This window comes from Pseudomonas sp. KBS0710 (assembly GCF_005938045.2).
GTDB lineage: Bacteria > Pseudomonadota > Gammaproteobacteria > Pseudomonadales > Pseudomonadaceae > Aquipseudomonas.
Genome location: NZ_VCCF02000001.1, coordinates 4618508 through 4634682, shown reverse-complemented (window position 1 = coordinate 4634682; position 16175 = coordinate 4618508). Strand labels below are relative to the sequence as shown.

Here is a 16175-nt window from a genome sequence, read left to right as displayed (position 1 = left end):
TCTATGCAGGGCTCAGGACTGGTATTGGCTTAATAGCCGCTCCATCCGCGCATCCATCCGCCGTTTGATCTCGGCTTCAATATGCGGTGCAAAGTCGTCGATCACATCCTGCATGATCAGTTGCGCGGCGGCACGCAGTTCATTGTCCAGATGCAGCAGCAACGCGTCGGGCGCTTTTTCAGCGGCGGGTGCCGGTTCTGCGGCGGGGGCTGGTGTTGCGGGCTCAGGTGCGGCGGGTTTGCCACCGACCATGTCGAACAACAGCGGAATCTGTACCTCGCTCTCGACCGATTCGGTCAGCAGCGGCGGTTGCAACTCATCATCACCGAGCAATTGACGGATCGACTCCAGGTCGTCCAGCAAGTGGTCGTCTTTTTTCAGCGGGTTTGGAGTGTCCATCGTGTGCTCAAAGTCGTTGTAGCCGGTGATCTTGCAGAGGATAGCCCTGTTCGCGGTAGAAACGGAAACTCTCCCGCGCGGCCTGACGAATAGCCGGGTCTTCGACCACCACTTCCGCCACGCGGGCAAAAGCCTTGGCAAAGGCCGGTACTTTCAGGTCCAGGTTAACCAGCAAGTCATGATGATCGCCGCAGCTGTCGCCCAAACCCAGCACAATCAGGCCTTCGGGTTCGGACTCGGCAGGGCCGTGGGGCACGAAGCTTTCGCCCTTGAAACGCCACAGGCGGGCGTCAAGGTCTTCACGCTGGGCGGCATCGCTGCAATGCAGGTAGATGCGGTGGCCCATGCGCCAGGCTTTTTCGGTGAGTTTGCAGGCAAAGTCCAGGCGCGCAGAGGGATCGGCGCTGGGCAATATATAGAAGTCGACTTGGGTCATTGCGGTTCCTGAGACCGGGGCGCCATGCAGGCCGCCCCGGAATCTTCAGTTTCAGGCTTTGGCGCGATCCAGCAGGTACTGGGTCAACAGAGGAACCGGACGGCCACTGGCGCCCTTGTCCTTGCCGCCGCTGGTCCAGGCCGTACCGGCGATGTCCAGGTGCGCCCAGTTGAAGTTTTTGGCAAAACGCGACAGGAAGCAGGCAGCGGTGATGGTGCCGGCTTTAGGGCCGCCGATGTTGGCGATGTCGGCGAACGGGCTGTCCAGTTGTTCCTGGTACTCGTCGAACAGCGGCAGTTGCCAGGCGCGGTCGTCGGCAGCCTTGCCGGCGCTGAGCAGTTGCTCGATCAACTCGTCGTTGTTACCCAGCAGGCCCGAAGTGTGAGCGCCCAGGGCGACCACGCAGGCACCGGTCAGGGTGGCGATGTCAATCACGGCCTGTGGCTTGAAGCGTTCGGCGTAGGTGAGGGCATCGCACAGCACCAGACGGCCTTCGGCGTCGGTGTTGAGGATCTCGACAGTCTGGCCGCTCATGGTCGTAACGATGTCGCCCGGGCGTGCCGCACCACCGCTCGGCATGTTCTCGGCGCAGGCCAGGATGCACACCAGGTTGATTGGCAGCTTGAGTTCCAGCACGGCACGCAGGGTACCGAACACGCTGGCGGCGCCGCCCATGTCGTATTTCATTTCGTCCATGCCGGCACCCGGCTTGAGGCTGATGCCGCCGGTGTCAAAAGTGATGCCTTTGCCGACCAGCGCGTAAGGCTTCTCGGACTTCTTGCCGCCGTTGTATTGCATCACGATCAGACGTGGCGGCTGGTCGCTGCCCTGGCCCACGGCATAGAACGAGCCCATGCCCAGTTCCTTGATCTTCTTCTCGTCCAGCACTTCAACCTTCAGGCCCTTGAACTCTTTGCCCAGCGCCTTGGCTTGTTCGCCGAGGTAGGTGGGGTGGCAGATGTTCGGCGGCAGGTTGCCCAGGTCGCGGGTAAACGACATGCCGTTGGCGATGGCGGTGGCGTGGGTGACGGCGCGCTCGACTTCAGCCTGGGCGGCCTTGATGGTCAGCAGGGTGATTTTCTTGATGGCGCGCGGTTCGGCCTTCTGGCTCTTGAACTGGTCGAAGACGTAACCGCCGTCCACCAGGCTTTCGGCCAGCAGGCGGGTCTTGCCGTAGCTGTCACGGCCTTTTACGACGATTTCATCGAGGGCCAGTGCCGCATCGGTGCCGCCCAGGCCTTTAAGGGTGGCGAGGATGCCGCTGATGATCTTGCGGAACGGGCGGTCGCCCAGTTCGGCGTCCTTGCCCACGCCCACCAGCAATACGCGGTCGGCTTTAAGGTTGGGCAGGCTTTGCAGCAGCAGGCTTTGGCCGACTTTGCCGGCCAGGTCGCCGCGCTTGAGGACCGCGCTGATGGCGCCGCCGCTCAGTTCATCCAGTTGCTTGGCGGCGACGCCGAGCTTGCGCCCTTCGCCGACGGCGACCACGAGGGTGGCGGTTTTCAACGTTTCGGGGCTAACGCTTTTTACAACCAATTCCATTTTCGGGTCCCTTATTTAAGGTCAGTGAGCCTGGCGTCTGTACGCAGGCTTTGATGCTTGGCAGCTTTGTAAACCGCCCGCGACAAAGGCCGCAGTTTGAACCTCGCCAGAGCAGCCTGACAACCCTTGCAGCACGCTTTGTGCACGCGCATGAGCAAGCACCGTGACAGGCGCGGCCAATCACAGGATAATGCGCAATCTTTTTAGCCGGCCCGTGCATACGGGTCGACTCGGTATGCTTGCTTGTTTGGCCGCCTTAGCCTGACAACCCTGGAGTGTCTGGTTTGATCGTCTTCCGTTATCTGTCCCGCGAAGTCCTGTTGACCCTGAGTGCCGTGAGTGCGGTACTGCTGGTCATCACCATGAGTGGTCGTTTCGTCAAATTCCTCGCCCAGGCGGCCTCGGGCGCCTTGGATCCGGGCTCGTTGTTCCTGATCATGGGCTTTCGCCTGCCGGGTTTCCTGCAGTTGATCCTGCCCCTTGGCCTGTTTCTCGGCATTCTGTTGGCCTATGGCCGGCTTTACCTTGAAAGCGAAATGACCGTGCTCTCGGCCACCGGCATGAGCCAGCAGCGTCTGCTGGCCATGACCATGGTGCCGGCCACCGGCGTTGCGCTGGTGGTGGCCTGGTTGAGCATGAGCCTGGCGCCCCAGGGCGCCATGCAGTTCCAGTTGCTGCTGAACAAGCAGGACGCGATGACCGAGTTCGATACCCTCGAGCCCGGGCGCTTCCAGGCGCTCAACGACGGCACGCGGGTCACCTACACCGAAACCATGACCGATGACCGCTCTAACCTGGGCGGTGTGTTCATCTCGCAGAAAAACCTTGGCCTGAACCAGAAAGACCGGGGTATTTCGATTCTGGTAGCCAACAGCGGCCGCCAGGAAATACGTGCTGACGGCAACCGCTACCTGATCCTGGAGAATGGCTATCGCTACGACGGCAGCCCTGGGCTGGCGGAATATCGGGCGGTCAAATACGACACTTATGGCGTAATGCTGGCCAAGCCGGACATCAGTGAAGAGGTCACCGACCGCGACGCACTGCCGACGCTGTCACTGATCGGCAATCCCGAGCTGCGCTCCGTTGCCGAGCTGCAATGGCGAATCTCCCTGCCGCTGCTGGTGTTTATCGTGACCTTGATGGCCGTGCCGCTGTCGCGGGTCAACCCGCGCCAGGGCCGCTTCCTCAAGCTGTTGCCGGCAATCCTTTTGTACATGGCCTACCTGACCATCCTGATTTCCGCCCGTGGTTCCCTGGAGAAGGGCAAGCTGTCGCCAACCCTGGGCCTGTGGTGGGTGCACGGGATCTTCCTGGTGATCGGCCTGGGGTTGCTCTACTGGGAACCTATCCGTTTGAAAATGAAGAGCCGTCGTGGCCTGAAGGAGTTGGCTCGTGACTAAGCTCGACCGCTACATTGGTAGCAGCGTACTGATCGCCATCCTGGCGGTATTGGGCATCATCCTTGGCCTGGCTTGCCTGTTTGCCTTTATTGATGAGGTGAGCAACGTCACCGACACCTATACGGTCACCAACGTATTGAGCTACGTGGCGCTGACCGCACCGCGTCGTCTCTACGACATGATGCCGATGGCGGCACTGATCGGCTGCCTGATCGGCCTGGGCAGCCTGGCCAGCAGCAGCGAACTGACCATCATGCGAGCGGCGGGCGTTTCCATCGGCCGCATCGTCTGGGCGGTCATGAAACCCATGCTGTTGCTGATGGCGTGCAGTGTGTTGATTGGCGAGTACGTAGCGCCACCGACCGAAGCCACGGCCCAGGCCAATCGCGCCCTGGCCCAGGGTTCGGGGGATGCGCAGAGCGCCAGACACGGCCTGTGGCACCGCCAGGGTGATGAGTTTATCCACATCAACGCCGTGCAGCCGGGCGGTTTGTTGGTGGGGGTGACGCGTTACACGTTCGACAAGGAGCGGCATATGCTGAGCTCCAGTTTCTCCAAGCGCGCGCAGTACGACGAGGGGAAATGGGAGCTGTACGACGTCACCACGACCTATTTCCGTAATGTGGGGCAGGGCATCAAGGCCTACACCGAAGTGATCAATGTGCCGTCCGAGCAGTGGGACATTGCCCTGAAGCCGGAACTGCTCAATACCGTGGTGATGATCCCGGAAAGCCTGCCGATCTCCGGTTTGTGGAGTTATATCCACTACCTCAAGGATCAGGGCCTGAACAACGGCCGTTACTGGCTGGCATTTTGGGTCAAGGTGTTGCAGCCGCTGGTCACCGCCGCACTGGTGCTGATGGCCATTTCGTTCATCTTCGGTCCGCTGCGTTCGGTAACGCTCGGCCAGCGGGTGTTTACCGGCGTGCTGGTGGGCTTTACCTTCCGCATCGCCCAGGACCTGCTTGGGCCGTCGAGCCTGGTATTCGGTTTCTCGCCGCTGTTTGCGGTGCTGGTACCGACGGCTGTCTGCGCCGTGGCCGGGTTCTGGCTGTTGCGCCGGGCCGGTTGATACCGCGCTTATGCACAAAAAATGCCCCGCTCCTGTGAGCGGGGCATTTTTGTTCTGGTCAGCAAAGATGACGCCCGGCCCGAGCATCAGGTACAATTCCCGGCTATTTTTCAGCGGGCAATCTGCCTGCAGCCTTTTTGAGTGTTGATCCGTGAGTGATTTGAGTCATATCCGCAATTTCTCCATCATCGCCCACATTGACCATGGTAAGTCGACGCTGGCCGATCGATTCATCCAGATGTGCGGCGGCCTTGCCGAGCGTGAAATGGAAGCCCAGGTCCTGGACTCCATGGACCTCGAGCGCGAGCGCGGCATCACCATCAAGGCCCACAGCGTTACCCTGTACTACACCGCGAAAGACGGTATCAAGTACCAGCTGAACTTCATTGACACCCCCGGCCACGTTGACTTCACCTACGAAGTCAGCCGCTCGCTGGCCGCCTGTGAAGGCGCCTTGCTGGTGGTCGATGCCGGCCAGGGCGTTGAAGCCCAGTCCGTGGCCAACTGCTACACCGCGATCGAGCAGGGCCTTGAGGTCATGCCGGTACTGAACAAGATCGACTTGCCGCAGGCCGATCCTGACCGCGTTAAAGAAGAAATCGAAAAAATCATCGGCATTGACGCCACCGACGCCGTCGAGTGCAGCGCCAAGACCGGCCTGGGCGTTGACGAAGTGCTCGAGCGCCTGGTCAAGACCATTCCTGCGCCTACCGGCAACTACGAAGATCCGCTGCAAGCGTTGATCATCGACTCCTGGTTCGACAACTACCTGGGCGTTGTTTCCCTGGTACGCGTGCGCCACGGCCGTGTGAAGAAAGGCGACAAGATCCTGGTCAAATCCACCGGCAAGATCCACCTGGTGGACAGCGTCGGTGTGTTCAACCCTAAACACACTGCTACGACCGACCTCAAAGCCGGTGAAGTAGGCTTCATCATCGCCGGTATCAAGGACATTCACGGTGCGCCGGTGGGTGACACCCTGACCTTGAGCTCCACCCCTGACGTCGACGTGCTGCCGGGCTTCAAACGCATCCAGCCGCAGGTTTACGCCGGCCTGTTCCCGGTCAGCTCCGATGACTTCGAAGATTTCCGCGAAGCGCTGCAGAAGCTGACCCTCAACGATTCGTCGTTGCAGTACACCCCGGAAAGCTCCGACGCCCTGGGCTTCGGCTTCCGCTGCGGGTTCCTGGGCATGCTGCACATGGAGATCATCCAGGAGCGCCTCGAGCGCGAATATGACCTGGACCTGATCACCACGGCGCCAACGGTTATTTTTGAGCTGGCGCTGAAAACCGGTGAAACGATTTACGTCGACAACCCGTCCAAGCTTCCGGATCTGTCCACTATCGAAGACATGCGCGAGCCGATCGTGCGGGCCAATATCCTGGTTCCGCAAGAGCACTTGGGCAACGTTATTACCCTGTGTATCGAAAAACGTGGCGTGCAGCACGACATGTTGTTCCTTGGTACCCAGGTGCAAGTGACCTACGATTTGCCGATGAACGAAGTGGTTCTGGACTTCTTCGACCGTCTCAAATCCACCAGTCGCGGCTATGCTTCGCTGGATTACCATTTCGACCGTTACCAATCGGCTAATCTGGTGAAACTGGATGTGCTGATCAACGGCGACAAGGTGGATGCACTGGCACTGATCGTGCACAAGGACAACGCGCACTACAAAGGTCGCCAGTTGACCGAAAAGATGAAAGAACTGATTCCGCGCCAGATGTTCGACGTCGCGATCCAGGCCGCCATTGGCGGGCAGATCATTGCTCGGACCTCCGTCAAGGCACTCAGAAAGAACGTACTGGCCAAATGCTACGGCGGTGACGTAAGCCGTAAGCGCAAGCTGCTTGAGAAGCAAAAGGCCGGTAAAAAACGCATGAAGCAAGTGGGCAACGTGGAAATTCCACAAGAAGCCTTCCTTGCAGTGCTCAGGTTGGATAGTTAGGTCCTATGTCACTAAATTTCCCGCTGTTGCTGGTCATCGCCGTTGCCGTTTGCGGTCTCCTGGCGTTGCTCGATCTGGTGTTCTTCGCCCCGCGTCGGCGGGCGGCTATCGCCTCGTATCAGGGCAGCGTCAGCCAGCCCGATGCGGTGGCGATCGAGAAACTGAACAAAGAGCCTTTGCTGGTTGAATACGGCAAGTCGTTCTTCCCGGTGTTGTTCATCGTGCTGGTGCTGCGTTCGTTCCTGGTGGAGCCGTTTCAGATCCCTTCGGGCTCGATGAAACCCACCCTGGACGTGGGCGACTTCATCCTGGTGAACAAGTTTTCCTACGGGATCCGCCTGCCGGTGCTCGACAAGAAAGTCATTCCGGTCGGTGACCCGCAGCGCGGCGACGTGATGGTGTTCCGCTACCCAAGCGACCCGAACGTCAACTACATCAAACGTGTCGTGGGCCTGCCGGGCGACGTGATTCGCTACACCAGTGACAAGCGCCTGTTCGTCAATGGTGAGTCGGTCGCCGAGAAGTTGATCGGCACCGAGCCGAATACCCTTGGCAGTGCAGAGCTGTATCAGGAAAAACTCGGCGCGGTAGAGCACCAGATCCGCAAGGAAATGAGCCGCTACCGCTCGCCGCCTGACACCGAATGGAAAGTGCCGGCCGGGCACTACTTCATGATGGGCGACAACCGTGACAACTCCAATGACAGCCGGTATTGGGATGACCCTAATATTCCCAAGGACCTGCTGGGCATGGTTCCCGACGAGAACATTGTCGGCAAGGCCTTTGCGGTCTGGATGAGCTGGCCGGAACCCAAGCTCAGCCACCTGCCGAACTTCTCGCGGGTCGGGCTGATCAAGTAATACAGGCGGCGCTGTGAACACAGCGCCGAATGCTTTTCTGGGGTTGGGACAATCATTGGCCCAACCCCTTGCTGTACCAATCAGGATTTGAATTTGAACACTGCGTCAATCGTCGATGGCCGCCGGTGCCACCAAACAGATATGGGTAAACCGTGAGCGTTTCTCTAAGCCGTCTCGAGCGCCAGCTCGGCTACACCTTCAAGGATCAGGAATTGATGGTCCTTGCCCTCACACACCGCAGCTTTGCAGGGCGCAATAACGAGCGCCTGGAATTCCTCGGTGATGCCATCCTTAACTTTGCCGCCGGTGAGGCGCTGTTCGAACGTTTCCCGCAAGCGCGCGAAGGTCAGCTGTCACGTCTGCGTGCACGCCTGGTCAAAGGCGAGACCCTGGCCGTGCTGGCCCGTGGTTTCGGCCTGGGCGAATACCTGCGCCTGGGTTCCGGCGAACTCAAAAGCGGTGGTTTCCGCCGCGAGTCGATCCTGGCCGATGCCCTCGAAGCGTTGATCGGTGCGATCTACCTCGATGCAGGCATGGAGACCGCCAAGGAGCGCGTAGTCGCCTGGCTGGCTTCGGAGATCGAGAGCCTGACGCTGGTCGACACTAACAAAGATCCCAAGACCCGCCTGCAGGAATACCTGCAGTCGCGTGGTTGCGAACTGCCACGCTACGAAGTGGTGGATATCCAGGGTGAACCCCATTGCCGCGTATTCTTCGTGGAATGTGAAATTACCTTATTGAATGAAAAAAGCCGAGGTCAGGGTGTGAGCCGTCGTATTGCCGAACAGGTAGCGGCCGCTGCAGCACTGATTGCCCTGGGCGTGGAGAATGGCCATGACTGATTCAACCGCAACACGCTGTGGCTATGTTGCCATCGTCGGCCGCCCGAACGTGGGCAAGTCCACGCTGCTGAACCACATCCTCGGCCAGAAGCTGGCAATTACTTCGCGCAAGCCGCAGACCACCCGCCACAACATGCTGGGCATCAAGACCGAAGGCACCGTGCAAGCGGTCTACGTCGACACCCCGGGCATGCACAAAGGTGGCGAGAAGGCGCTGAACCGCTACATGAACAAGACCGCTTCGGCGGCGTTGAAAGACGTCGACGTGGTGATCTTCGTGGTCGACCGCACCAAGTGGACCGACGAAGACCAGATGGTTCTGGAGCGTGTGCAGTACGTCACCGGCCCGTTGATCGTCGCGCTGAACAAGACCGACCGCATCGAAGACAAAGCCGAGCTGATGCCGCACCTGAGCTGGCTGCAGGAACAACTGCCGAACGCCCAGATCATGCCGATTTCGGCCCAGCACGGTCACAATCTCGACGCTCTGGAACGCGTGATCGCCGAGCACCTGCCGGAGAACGAGCACTTCTTCCCGGAAGACCAGATCACCGACCGCAGCAGCCGCTTCCTGGCCGCCGAACTGGTACGCGAGAAAATCATGCGCCAGATGGGCGCGGAGCTGCCGTACCAGATCACTGTCGAAATCGAAGAGTTCAAGCAGCAGGGCAAAACCCTGCATATCCACGCGTTGATCCTCGTTGAGCGTGACGGCCAGAAGAAAATCATCATTGGCGACAAGGGCGAGCGCATCAAGCGCATCGGCACCGAAGCGCGCAAAGACATGGAATTGCTGTTTGATTCCAAGATCATGCTTAACCTGTGGGTGAAGGTTAAAGGTGGTTGGTCTGATGATGAGCGTGCGCTGCGTTCCCTGGGCTACGGCGACCTGTAATCGGTCTTCGCTAGCGCCGCAAGACAAAATGTGGGAGCGGGCTTGCTCGCGAATGCGGTGGATCAGTCAGTACATATATTGGCTGACCCACCGCATTCGCGAGCAAGCCCGCTCCCACATTAGGTTTGTATCGTTTTCAATATTGCATTCCAGCTGAGAGAACTCATGTCCCAAACCCCACCCCCCAGCCAACTCGCCTACGTGCTGCACAGCCGCGCCTACCGCGAGACCAGCGCTTTGGTGGATTTCCTCACGCCCCAAGGCCGCTTGCGCGCGGTGTTGCGCAGTGCGCGGGGCAAGGCGGGCACGCTGGCACGGCCGTTTGTGGCGCTGGACGTGGAGTTTCGTGGCAAGGGCGAGCTGAAAAACGTCGGCCGCCTGGAAAGCGTCGGCACCTCGGCCTGGCTCAATGGCGAAGCACTGTTCAGCGGCCTTTACCTCAACGAACTGCTGATCCGCCTGCTGCCCGCCGAAGACCCGCACCCCGCAGTCTTCGATCACTACGCCGCCACGTTGGTGGCCCTGGCCGAAGGTCGCCCGCTGGAACCGCTGCTGCGCGCCTTCGAATGGCGTTTGCTCGACGACCTGGGCTACGGTTTCGAACTGAGCAACGACCTGCACGGCGACCCCATCGCCGCCGACGGTATGTACCGCCTGCAAGTCGATGCCGGCCTTGAGCGCGTGTACCTGCTGCAACCGGGCCTGTTCCAGGGCACCGAGCTGTTGGCCATGAGCGAAGCGGATTGGACGGCGCCAGGCGCCTTGTCCGCTGCCAAACGCTTGATGCGCCAGGCACTGGCCGTGCATTTGGGCGGGCGCCCGCTGGTCAGTCGCGAGTTGTTTCGAAAGCCCTGACAACCCCGTGTATGCTGTGCAGCGTTTCTTTCCCTTTTCAGGAGCGCTTCCGTGACCACCAGCAATCGCATTCTTCTTGGCGTCAACATCGACCACGTCGCCACCCTGCGCCAGGCCCGGGGCACCCGTTACCCCGACCCGGTCAAGGCCGCGCTGGACGCCGAAGAAGCGGGCGCCGACGGCATCACCGTGCACCTGCGCGAAGACCGCCGCCACATTCAGGAGCGTGATGTACTGGTGCTCAAGGACGTGCTGCAAACCCGCATGAACTTCGAGATGGGCGTGACCGAAGAAATGATGGCGTTCGCCGAGCGCATCCGCCCGGCGCATATCTGCCTGGTGCCGGAAACCCGCCAGGAACTCACCACCGAAGGCGGCCTTGACGTGGCCGGCCAGGAAGCGCGGATCAAGGCGGCGGTGGAGCGCCTGTCGAAGATCGGCAGCGAAGTGTCGCTGTTCATCGACGCCGACGAGCGCCAGATCGAAGCCTCGCGTCGCGTCGGCGCGCCGGCGATCGAACTGCACACCGGCCGTTACGCCGATGCCACCACGCCCACCGAAGTGGCCGAGGAACTGCAGCGCATCATCGACGGCGTGAAGTGCGGCCTCAGTGAAGGCCTGATCGTCAACGCCGGCCACGGCCTGCACTACCACAACGTCGAAGCCGTGGCCGCGATCAAGGGCATCAACGAGCTGAACATCGGCCATGCGCTGGTCGCGCACGCGCTGTTCGTCGGTTTCAAAGGCGCGGTCGCCGAAATGAAAGCCCTGATTCTGGCAGCTGCCAAGCACTGACCAAACTCTGGAGAATTCCTGTGGAAACAGGCTTGTGTGGGAGCGGGCTTGCTCGCGAAAGCGGTGTGTCAGTCACAGTTATATAAACTGACCCGGCGCCTTCGCGAGCAAGCCCGCTCCCACATTGGTCCCTTCTCATCTTTAGATCCCCTGTGTTTTCGCCATGCGGCAATGCGAAGCCTTACTGTTTAGCCAATGCAGGTGTATCGTATCTGCCCTTTGCGGGCCTCTGGCTTGCGGCAGATACGTGAGGTTGTTGTGTCCCGATCCTTTTCCCGTCGACAAATCCTGGGTGGCCTGGCAGGCCTGGCCGTCGTGGGCGTCGGTGCCGGTGGTGCCTATCGCTACTGGTTGGGGAAAGTCGCTGAGGCCGAGGCAGGCCACGATTACGAGCTGATCGCCGCACCGTTGGACGTGGAGCTGGTGCCCGGCCACAAGACTGAAGCCTGGGCGTTCGGCCCCTCGGCGCCAGGTACCGAGTTGCGTGTGCGTCAGGGAGAGTGGCTGCGGGTACGTTTTATCAACCATCTGCCGGTCGCCACCACCATCCACTGGCACGGCATCCGCCTGCCGCTGGAAATGGACGGCGTGCCCTACGTTTCACAACTGCCGGTACTGCCCGGTGAATACTTCGACTACAAATTCCGCGTGCCTGATGCAGGCAGCTACTGGTATCACCCGCACGTGAACAGCAGCGAAGAGCTCGGCCGTGGCCTGGTCGGCCCGCTGATTGTCGAAGAGCGCGAACCCACCGGTTTCAAACACGAACGCACCTTGAGCCTGAAAAGCTGGCACGTGGACGAGGAGGGCGCATTCGTCGCCTTCAGCGTGCCCCGTGAAGCCGCGCGTGGTGGCACGGCCGGGCGGTTGTCGACCATCAATGGCGTGCCCCAGGCGGTGATTGACCTGCCTGCCGGGCAGATTACCCGCGTTCGCCTGCTCAACCTCGACAACACCCTGACGTATCGCCTCAATATCCCGGACATTGAAGCGCAGATCTACGCACTGGACGGCAACCCCATCGAGCCGCGCCCACTGGGCAAGGAATACTGGCTGGGCCCAGGCATGCGCATTTGCCTGGCGGTCAAGGCCCCGCCGGCGGGTGAAGAACTGTCGATCCGTAACGGCCCGGTGCGCCTCGGTACTTTCCGTTCAGTCGCCACTACCGACGCGCCGAGCGAATGGCCACCGGCGTTGCCGGCCAACCCGATTGCCGAACCGGACCTGGCCAATGCCGAGAAACTCAACTTCAATTTCGAGTGGGTCGGCAGCGTGTCGGTGGATGACGGCAAACCGCCGAGCCTGTGGCAGATCAACGGCAAGGCCTGGGACATCACCGACAAGACCTGCGCCGACCGCCCGATTGCCAAGCTTGAGAAGGGCAAAAGCTACATTTTCGAACTGAAGAACATGACCCAGTACCAGCACCCGATTCACTTGCACGGCATGAGCTTCAAGGTGATCGCCTCGAACCGTCACAAGGTGATTCCGTATTTCACCGACACCTATTTGCTGGGCAAAAACGAGCGCGCGCGCGTGGCGTTGGTGGCCGATAACCCAGGCGTGTGGATGTTTCACTGCCACGTGATCGACCATATGGAAACCGGCCTGATGGCCGCCATTGAGGTGGCGTGATGCGCCAGATTCGCCCCGCTGCGATTATCGACCGCAGCCGTGACCAGCACTTCATGCGCGAAGCCCTGGCCCTTGCCGCCCAAGGCGCGGCGCTGGGTGAAGTGCCTGTGGGCGCGGTGCTGGTGCAGGACGGTGAAATCATCGGCCGGGGCTTTAACTGCCCGATCAGCGGCAACGACCCCAGTGCTCATGCCGAAATGGTCGCCATCCGCGCCGCCGCGCAGGCGATCAGCAACTACCGGCTGGTGGGCAGCACGCTGTACGTGACGCTGGAACCGTGCAGCATGTGCGCTGGTTTGATAGTGCATTCGCGCATCGCGCGGGTGGTGTATGGCGCGCTGGAGCCCAAGGCCGGGATTGTGCAAAGCCAGGGCCAGTTTTTTACCCAGGGTTTTCTCAACCATCGGGTGCTGTACGAAGGTGGGGTGCTGGCTGAGGAATGTGGGGCGGTGCTGAGCGAGTTCTTCAAGGCCCGCAGAGCCAAGCCCACACTCTAAAGCACACCGATCCCCATTTAGTCAGGGAAATCAGTGTTTATTTCTTGGCGATAATTACCGCTCGCATCGGCGCCGGCAGCCCCTCAATGGTCTTGCTATGATCCTCCGGGTCCAGGAAATCACTCAGCGACTGATACTTCATCCACTCGGTGCCGCGTTGTTCCGCAACCGTGGTCACGCTCACATCCACACAACGCACTTCACTGAAACCCGCGCGGCGCAGCCATAGCATCAGCGCCGGCACCGACGGCAGGAACCACACGTTGCGCATCTGCGCGTAGCGGTCTTCCGGCACCAGTACTTGCTGCTGGTCGCCGTCCACGACCAGGGTTTCCAACACCAGCTCGCCACCTTTGACCAGTGTGTCCTTGAGCGCCAGCAGATGCTCGATCGGCGAGCGGCGGTGATAGAACACGCCCATGGAAAACACCGTATCGAAGCCTTCCAGGTTCGACGGCAGGTCTTCAAACGGGAACGGCAAGTGCCAGGCCTTGGGCTCGGACAAGTAGCGCTGCACCGCCTGGAATTGGCAGAAAAACAGCCAGTTCGGGTCCACGCCGATCACGCTGTCGGCGCCCGCGCCGAGCATGCGCCACATGTAGTAACCGTTGCCGCAGCCCACATCGAGGATGCGCTTGCCCTTCAAATCCAGGTGCGGCGCCACCCGTGACCACTTCCAGTCCGAACGCCATTCGGTGTCCACGTGCACGCCGAACAGGTTGAACGGGCCTTTGCGCCAAGGGCTCAGGCCCATCAGGGCGGTATGCATTTGCGCGCGGGTAGCGTCGTCGCAAGCGGTATCAAGCGTCAGGCCATTGAGCAAATCGACTTCGCTGGGCTGGATCTGCGGCAGTGCATCCAACGCACTTTGCCAGCGCTCCAGGTCGCCGTGACCCTTTTCCATCTTGCTGTCGAGCTGCGCTTGCAGGCCCTGGGCCCACACGGCCAGAGGAGTGCCGACCAAGTGGCGGGCAAGGGGGGACAAATCAATCATGGCAAGGCAATCAACGAGGCAAAGTTAAGACACTGGAACCACGGCACGACTTTCGAGAAACCGGCCGCCAGCAGGCGTTCGCGGTGTTCTTCGAGGCTGTCGGGCTTCATGACGTTTTCGATGGCGCTGCGCTTCTGGGCAATTTCCAGTTCGCTGTAGCCGTTGGCGCGTTTGAACGCGATGTGCAGGTCAGTCAGCAGCGCGTGTTCTTCAACATCGTTGAAGCGCAGCTTTTCCGACAGGATCAACGCACCGCCTGGCAGCAGCGACTGGCGAATACGCCCGAGCAACGCCAGGCGTTCGTCGGGCGCGATAAATTGCAGGGTGAAGTTCAACGCCACCACCGAAGCGGGCTGGAATTGCAGCGCGAGAATGTCGCCCTCAATCACCTCAACCGGCAGCAACTCCTGGAACATCGAGTCCTGACCGTTGAGGTATTCGCGGCAACGCTCGACCATCGCGGCGGAGTTATCCACCGCAATCACCCGGCAGCCGTCGGTACGCACATGGCGACGCAAGGCTTGGGTTACTGCGCCAAGGGACGAACCGAGGTCGTAGAGCACGCTGCCCGGCTGGGCAAACTGCGCCGCCAGCACGCCGAGGTTTTCGACGATGGTCGGGTAGCCCGGCACCGAGCGTTTGATCATGTCCGGGAACACCCGCACCACGTCCTCGTTAAAGGCGAAGTCCGGCACCTGGGGCAGGGGCTGGGCGAATAGGCGATCGGGTTCTTTGCTCACGGTTGTTCCGGCGACGAGGGGGGAAAGGCCGGCATTTTAGCCAAGTTGGCTCTCGTGTGCGCGGGTTGTCTGATGGAAAGCCGAGGCCGTGATACCCCACTGGCCGAGCCAGTAGGTGGTGATCAGCAAATACGGCGCCGCATCGAAAGCCAGCACAAACCGATTGATGCCGATCAGCGTGTCGGAAAACACAAACGACACCGCTCCCGCTGCCGCAAGCCATGCCGAGCGTTTCGGCACCTCACTGCCCAGCCGCGCCAGTGCACGCCAGAGCATGGCACTGATCACCAGGGCGTAAACCACTACGGGCACCAGCAAGTCGCCCAGGCCGTGGGAAATCAGGATGCTCAACAAAATCGCGCCGACCGCCAGCGCCAATACCAAGGGCAACACCGCCAGGCGGCGGCAATCGCTGAGATAGGCTTTCAAATACGCGAGATGCGCGAACAGGAACGCGCCGAGGCCAAAGATAAACAGGTCGCCCGGCCAAGCGAGCAGCACATCGCCGACCAGGGAAAAAATCAGCCCCAGGCTGATCCAGCGTCGATAGTCGGTAGGCGGCGCATCATGCAGCCAGCCCAGCAGCGCCAGCACCGGCAGCGGTTTGACCAGCAGGCACAACAGGGTGGCGTGGGTGGTCAGGCCGTAGATAAAGGTGCCGGCGCCCATCAGCGCGAGGATCAGCCATGGCATATCAGTTCACCGTAATGGCGCAGTCGAAGGTTTCGGCCGGCTCGGCTTCCGGCTCCCAAGGTTGCTGGGACGTCAGGCGCAAACGGCCTTGGCCGGCTGCGAAGGCCTGGAAGCGCCACGTCGACTGGCCGCCGCCCCCGATCACACCCGATTCGCTGCTGCTGTAGACCTCCGGGCTCAATGCGCGCAACACGCCGCCGGCCGAATCCTGGATGGCCCAGCGGTAGCCGGTGGTGGGGTTGCTCGGCAAGGTGAGGGTCAGGTTTTGTCCGGTTTTAAGCTGGAGTGGGCAGGCGCTCTGGTTATCCACGCTGACGTTTTGCTTGGGGGCACTGGCGCATCCGGCCAGCAGGGCAAGGCTCAAGGGGAGAAACAGGCGGGCAGCGGTCATGGGGGCTCCGTTCATTCACGACGAAGGGCGAGCATAACCGAAGATGAGACAAGGTGTGACAAGGCGGAATTTTGTGTCGATCGGGCTGGCCCCTTCGCGAGCAAGCCCGCTCCCACATTCGAGCGCATTCCAAGGAATGTACTCGGTAAAATGTGGGAGCGGGCTTGCTCGCGAA

17 protein-coding genes are annotated in these 16175 nt (G+C 60.8%); 10 read left to right on the top strand and 7 right to left on the bottom strand.

Going from position 1 to position 16175, the window contains the following annotated elements:
- Window positions 1-12: 12 nt before the first annotated feature.
- The 3 genes from FFI16_RS21210 to FFI16_RS21200 are packed head-to-tail and all read right to left on the bottom strand — an operon-like array spanning window position 13 to window position 2377.
- Entirely contained in the window at window positions 13-399 is a 387-nt protein-coding gene (locus FFI16_RS21210) for a DNA polymerase III subunit chi (RefSeq protein WP_138816704.1), read from the bottom strand.
- 7 nt (window positions 400-406) lie between these two features.
- The gene (locus FFI16_RS21205) at window positions 407-835 is read right to left on the bottom strand and encodes a DNA polymerase III subunit chi (RefSeq protein ID WP_138816703.1); all 429 of its coding nucleotides are present in this window, start codon (window positions 833-835) and stop codon (window positions 407-409) included.
- A 51-nt stretch (window positions 836-886) separates the two neighbouring features.
- Window positions 887-2377 carry a leucyl aminopeptidase gene (locus tag FFI16_RS21200; RefSeq protein ID WP_056858890.1) on the bottom strand — a complete coding sequence of 497 codons (1491 nt, stop codon included), beginning with the start codon at window positions 2375-2377 and terminating at the stop codon, window positions 887-889.
- Between the two features lie 284 nt (window positions 2378-2661).
- On the opposite strand from FFI16_RS21200, the gene lptF reads away from it, so the two are divergent.
- From lptF to tadA, 10 genes are all read left to right on the top strand, one after another.
- Window positions 2662-3780, top strand: a complete 1119-nt coding sequence (gene lptF / locus FFI16_RS21195) for an LPS export ABC transporter permease LptF (protein ID WP_138816702.1) — start codon at window positions 2662-2664, stop codon at window positions 3778-3780.
- A complete protein-coding gene (lptG, locus tag FFI16_RS21190; protein ID WP_138816701.1) occupies window positions 3773-4852 on the top strand; it encodes an LPS export ABC transporter permease LptG in 1080 nt (359 codons plus the stop codon). The genes lptF and lptG overlap by 8 nt, the downstream gene beginning before the upstream one ends.
- A 151-nt stretch (window positions 4853-5003) precedes the next feature.
- Entirely contained in the window at window positions 5004-6803 is a 1800-nt protein-coding gene (lepA, locus tag FFI16_RS21185; RefSeq protein ID WP_138816700.1) for a translation elongation factor 4, read from the top strand.
- A 5-nt stretch (window positions 6804-6808) separates the two neighbouring features.
- A complete protein-coding gene (gene lepB, locus FFI16_RS21180) occupies window positions 6809-7663 on the top strand; it encodes a signal peptidase I (protein WP_017136294.1) in 855 nt (284 codons plus the stop codon).
- Between the two features lie 152 nt (window positions 7664-7815).
- On the top strand, window positions 7816-8505 hold the full coding sequence (rnc, locus tag FFI16_RS21175; protein ID WP_017136295.1) for a ribonuclease III: 690 nt from the start codon (window positions 7816-7818) through the stop codon (window positions 8503-8505).
- Window positions 8498-9400 carry a GTPase Era gene (gene era / locus FFI16_RS21170; protein ID WP_034102340.1) on the top strand — a complete coding sequence of 301 codons (903 nt, stop codon included), beginning with the start codon at window positions 8498-8500 and terminating at the stop codon, window positions 9398-9400. Before rnc ends, era begins: the two co-directional genes overlap by 8 nt.
- Before the next feature lie 165 nt (window positions 9401-9565).
- Window positions 9566-10255 carry a DNA repair protein RecO gene (gene recO / locus FFI16_RS21160; protein ID WP_017136296.1) on the top strand — a complete coding sequence of 230 codons (690 nt, stop codon included), beginning with the start codon at window positions 9566-9568 and terminating at the stop codon, window positions 10253-10255.
- A gap of 51 nt (window positions 10256-10306) precedes the next feature.
- Complete coding sequence (pdxJ, locus tag FFI16_RS21155; protein ID WP_058421492.1) at window positions 10307-11050, top strand: pyridoxine 5'-phosphate synthase; 744 nt, start codon at window positions 10307-10309, stop codon at window positions 11048-11050.
- Window positions 11051-11308: 258 nt separating this feature from the next.
- Window positions 11309-12685 carry a multicopper oxidase family protein gene (locus FFI16_RS21150; RefSeq protein WP_138816698.1) on the top strand — a complete coding sequence of 459 codons (1377 nt, stop codon included), beginning with the start codon at window positions 11309-11311 and terminating at the stop codon, window positions 12683-12685.
- Window positions 12685-13182 carry a tRNA adenosine(34) deaminase TadA gene (gene tadA, locus FFI16_RS21145; protein WP_138816697.1) on the top strand — a complete coding sequence of 166 codons (498 nt, stop codon included), beginning with the start codon at window positions 12685-12687 and terminating at the stop codon, window positions 13180-13182. The genes FFI16_RS21150 and tadA overlap by 1 nt, the downstream gene beginning before the upstream one ends.
- A 37-nt stretch (window positions 13183-13219) precedes the next feature.
- On the opposite strand, the gene cmoB is transcribed toward tadA, so the two are convergent.
- The 4 genes from cmoB to FFI16_RS21125 are packed head-to-tail and all read right to left on the bottom strand — an operon-like array spanning window position 13220 to window position 16000.
- Window positions 13220-14176 carry a tRNA 5-methoxyuridine(34)/uridine 5-oxyacetic acid(34) synthase CmoB gene (gene cmoB / locus FFI16_RS21140; RefSeq protein WP_138816696.1) on the bottom strand — a complete coding sequence of 319 codons (957 nt, stop codon included), beginning with the start codon at window positions 14174-14176 and terminating at the stop codon, window positions 13220-13222.
- Window positions 14173-14916: a carboxy-S-adenosyl-L-methionine synthase CmoA gene (gene cmoA / locus FFI16_RS21135; protein ID WP_078820363.1), complete on the bottom strand. Its 744-nt coding sequence runs from the start codon at window positions 14914-14916 to the stop codon at window positions 14173-14175. Before cmoA ends, cmoB begins: the two co-directional genes overlap by 4 nt.
- Before the next feature lie 36 nt (window positions 14917-14952).
- Complete coding sequence (locus FFI16_RS21130) at window positions 14953-15609, bottom strand: lysoplasmalogenase (protein WP_138816695.1); 657 nt, start codon at window positions 15607-15609, stop codon at window positions 14953-14955.
- 1 nt (window position 15610) lies between these two features.
- Complete coding sequence (locus tag FFI16_RS21125; RefSeq protein ID WP_138816694.1) at window positions 15611-16000, bottom strand: protease inhibitor I42 family protein; 390 nt, start codon at window positions 15998-16000, stop codon at window positions 15611-15613.
- Window positions 16001-16175 lie beyond the last annotated feature (175 nt).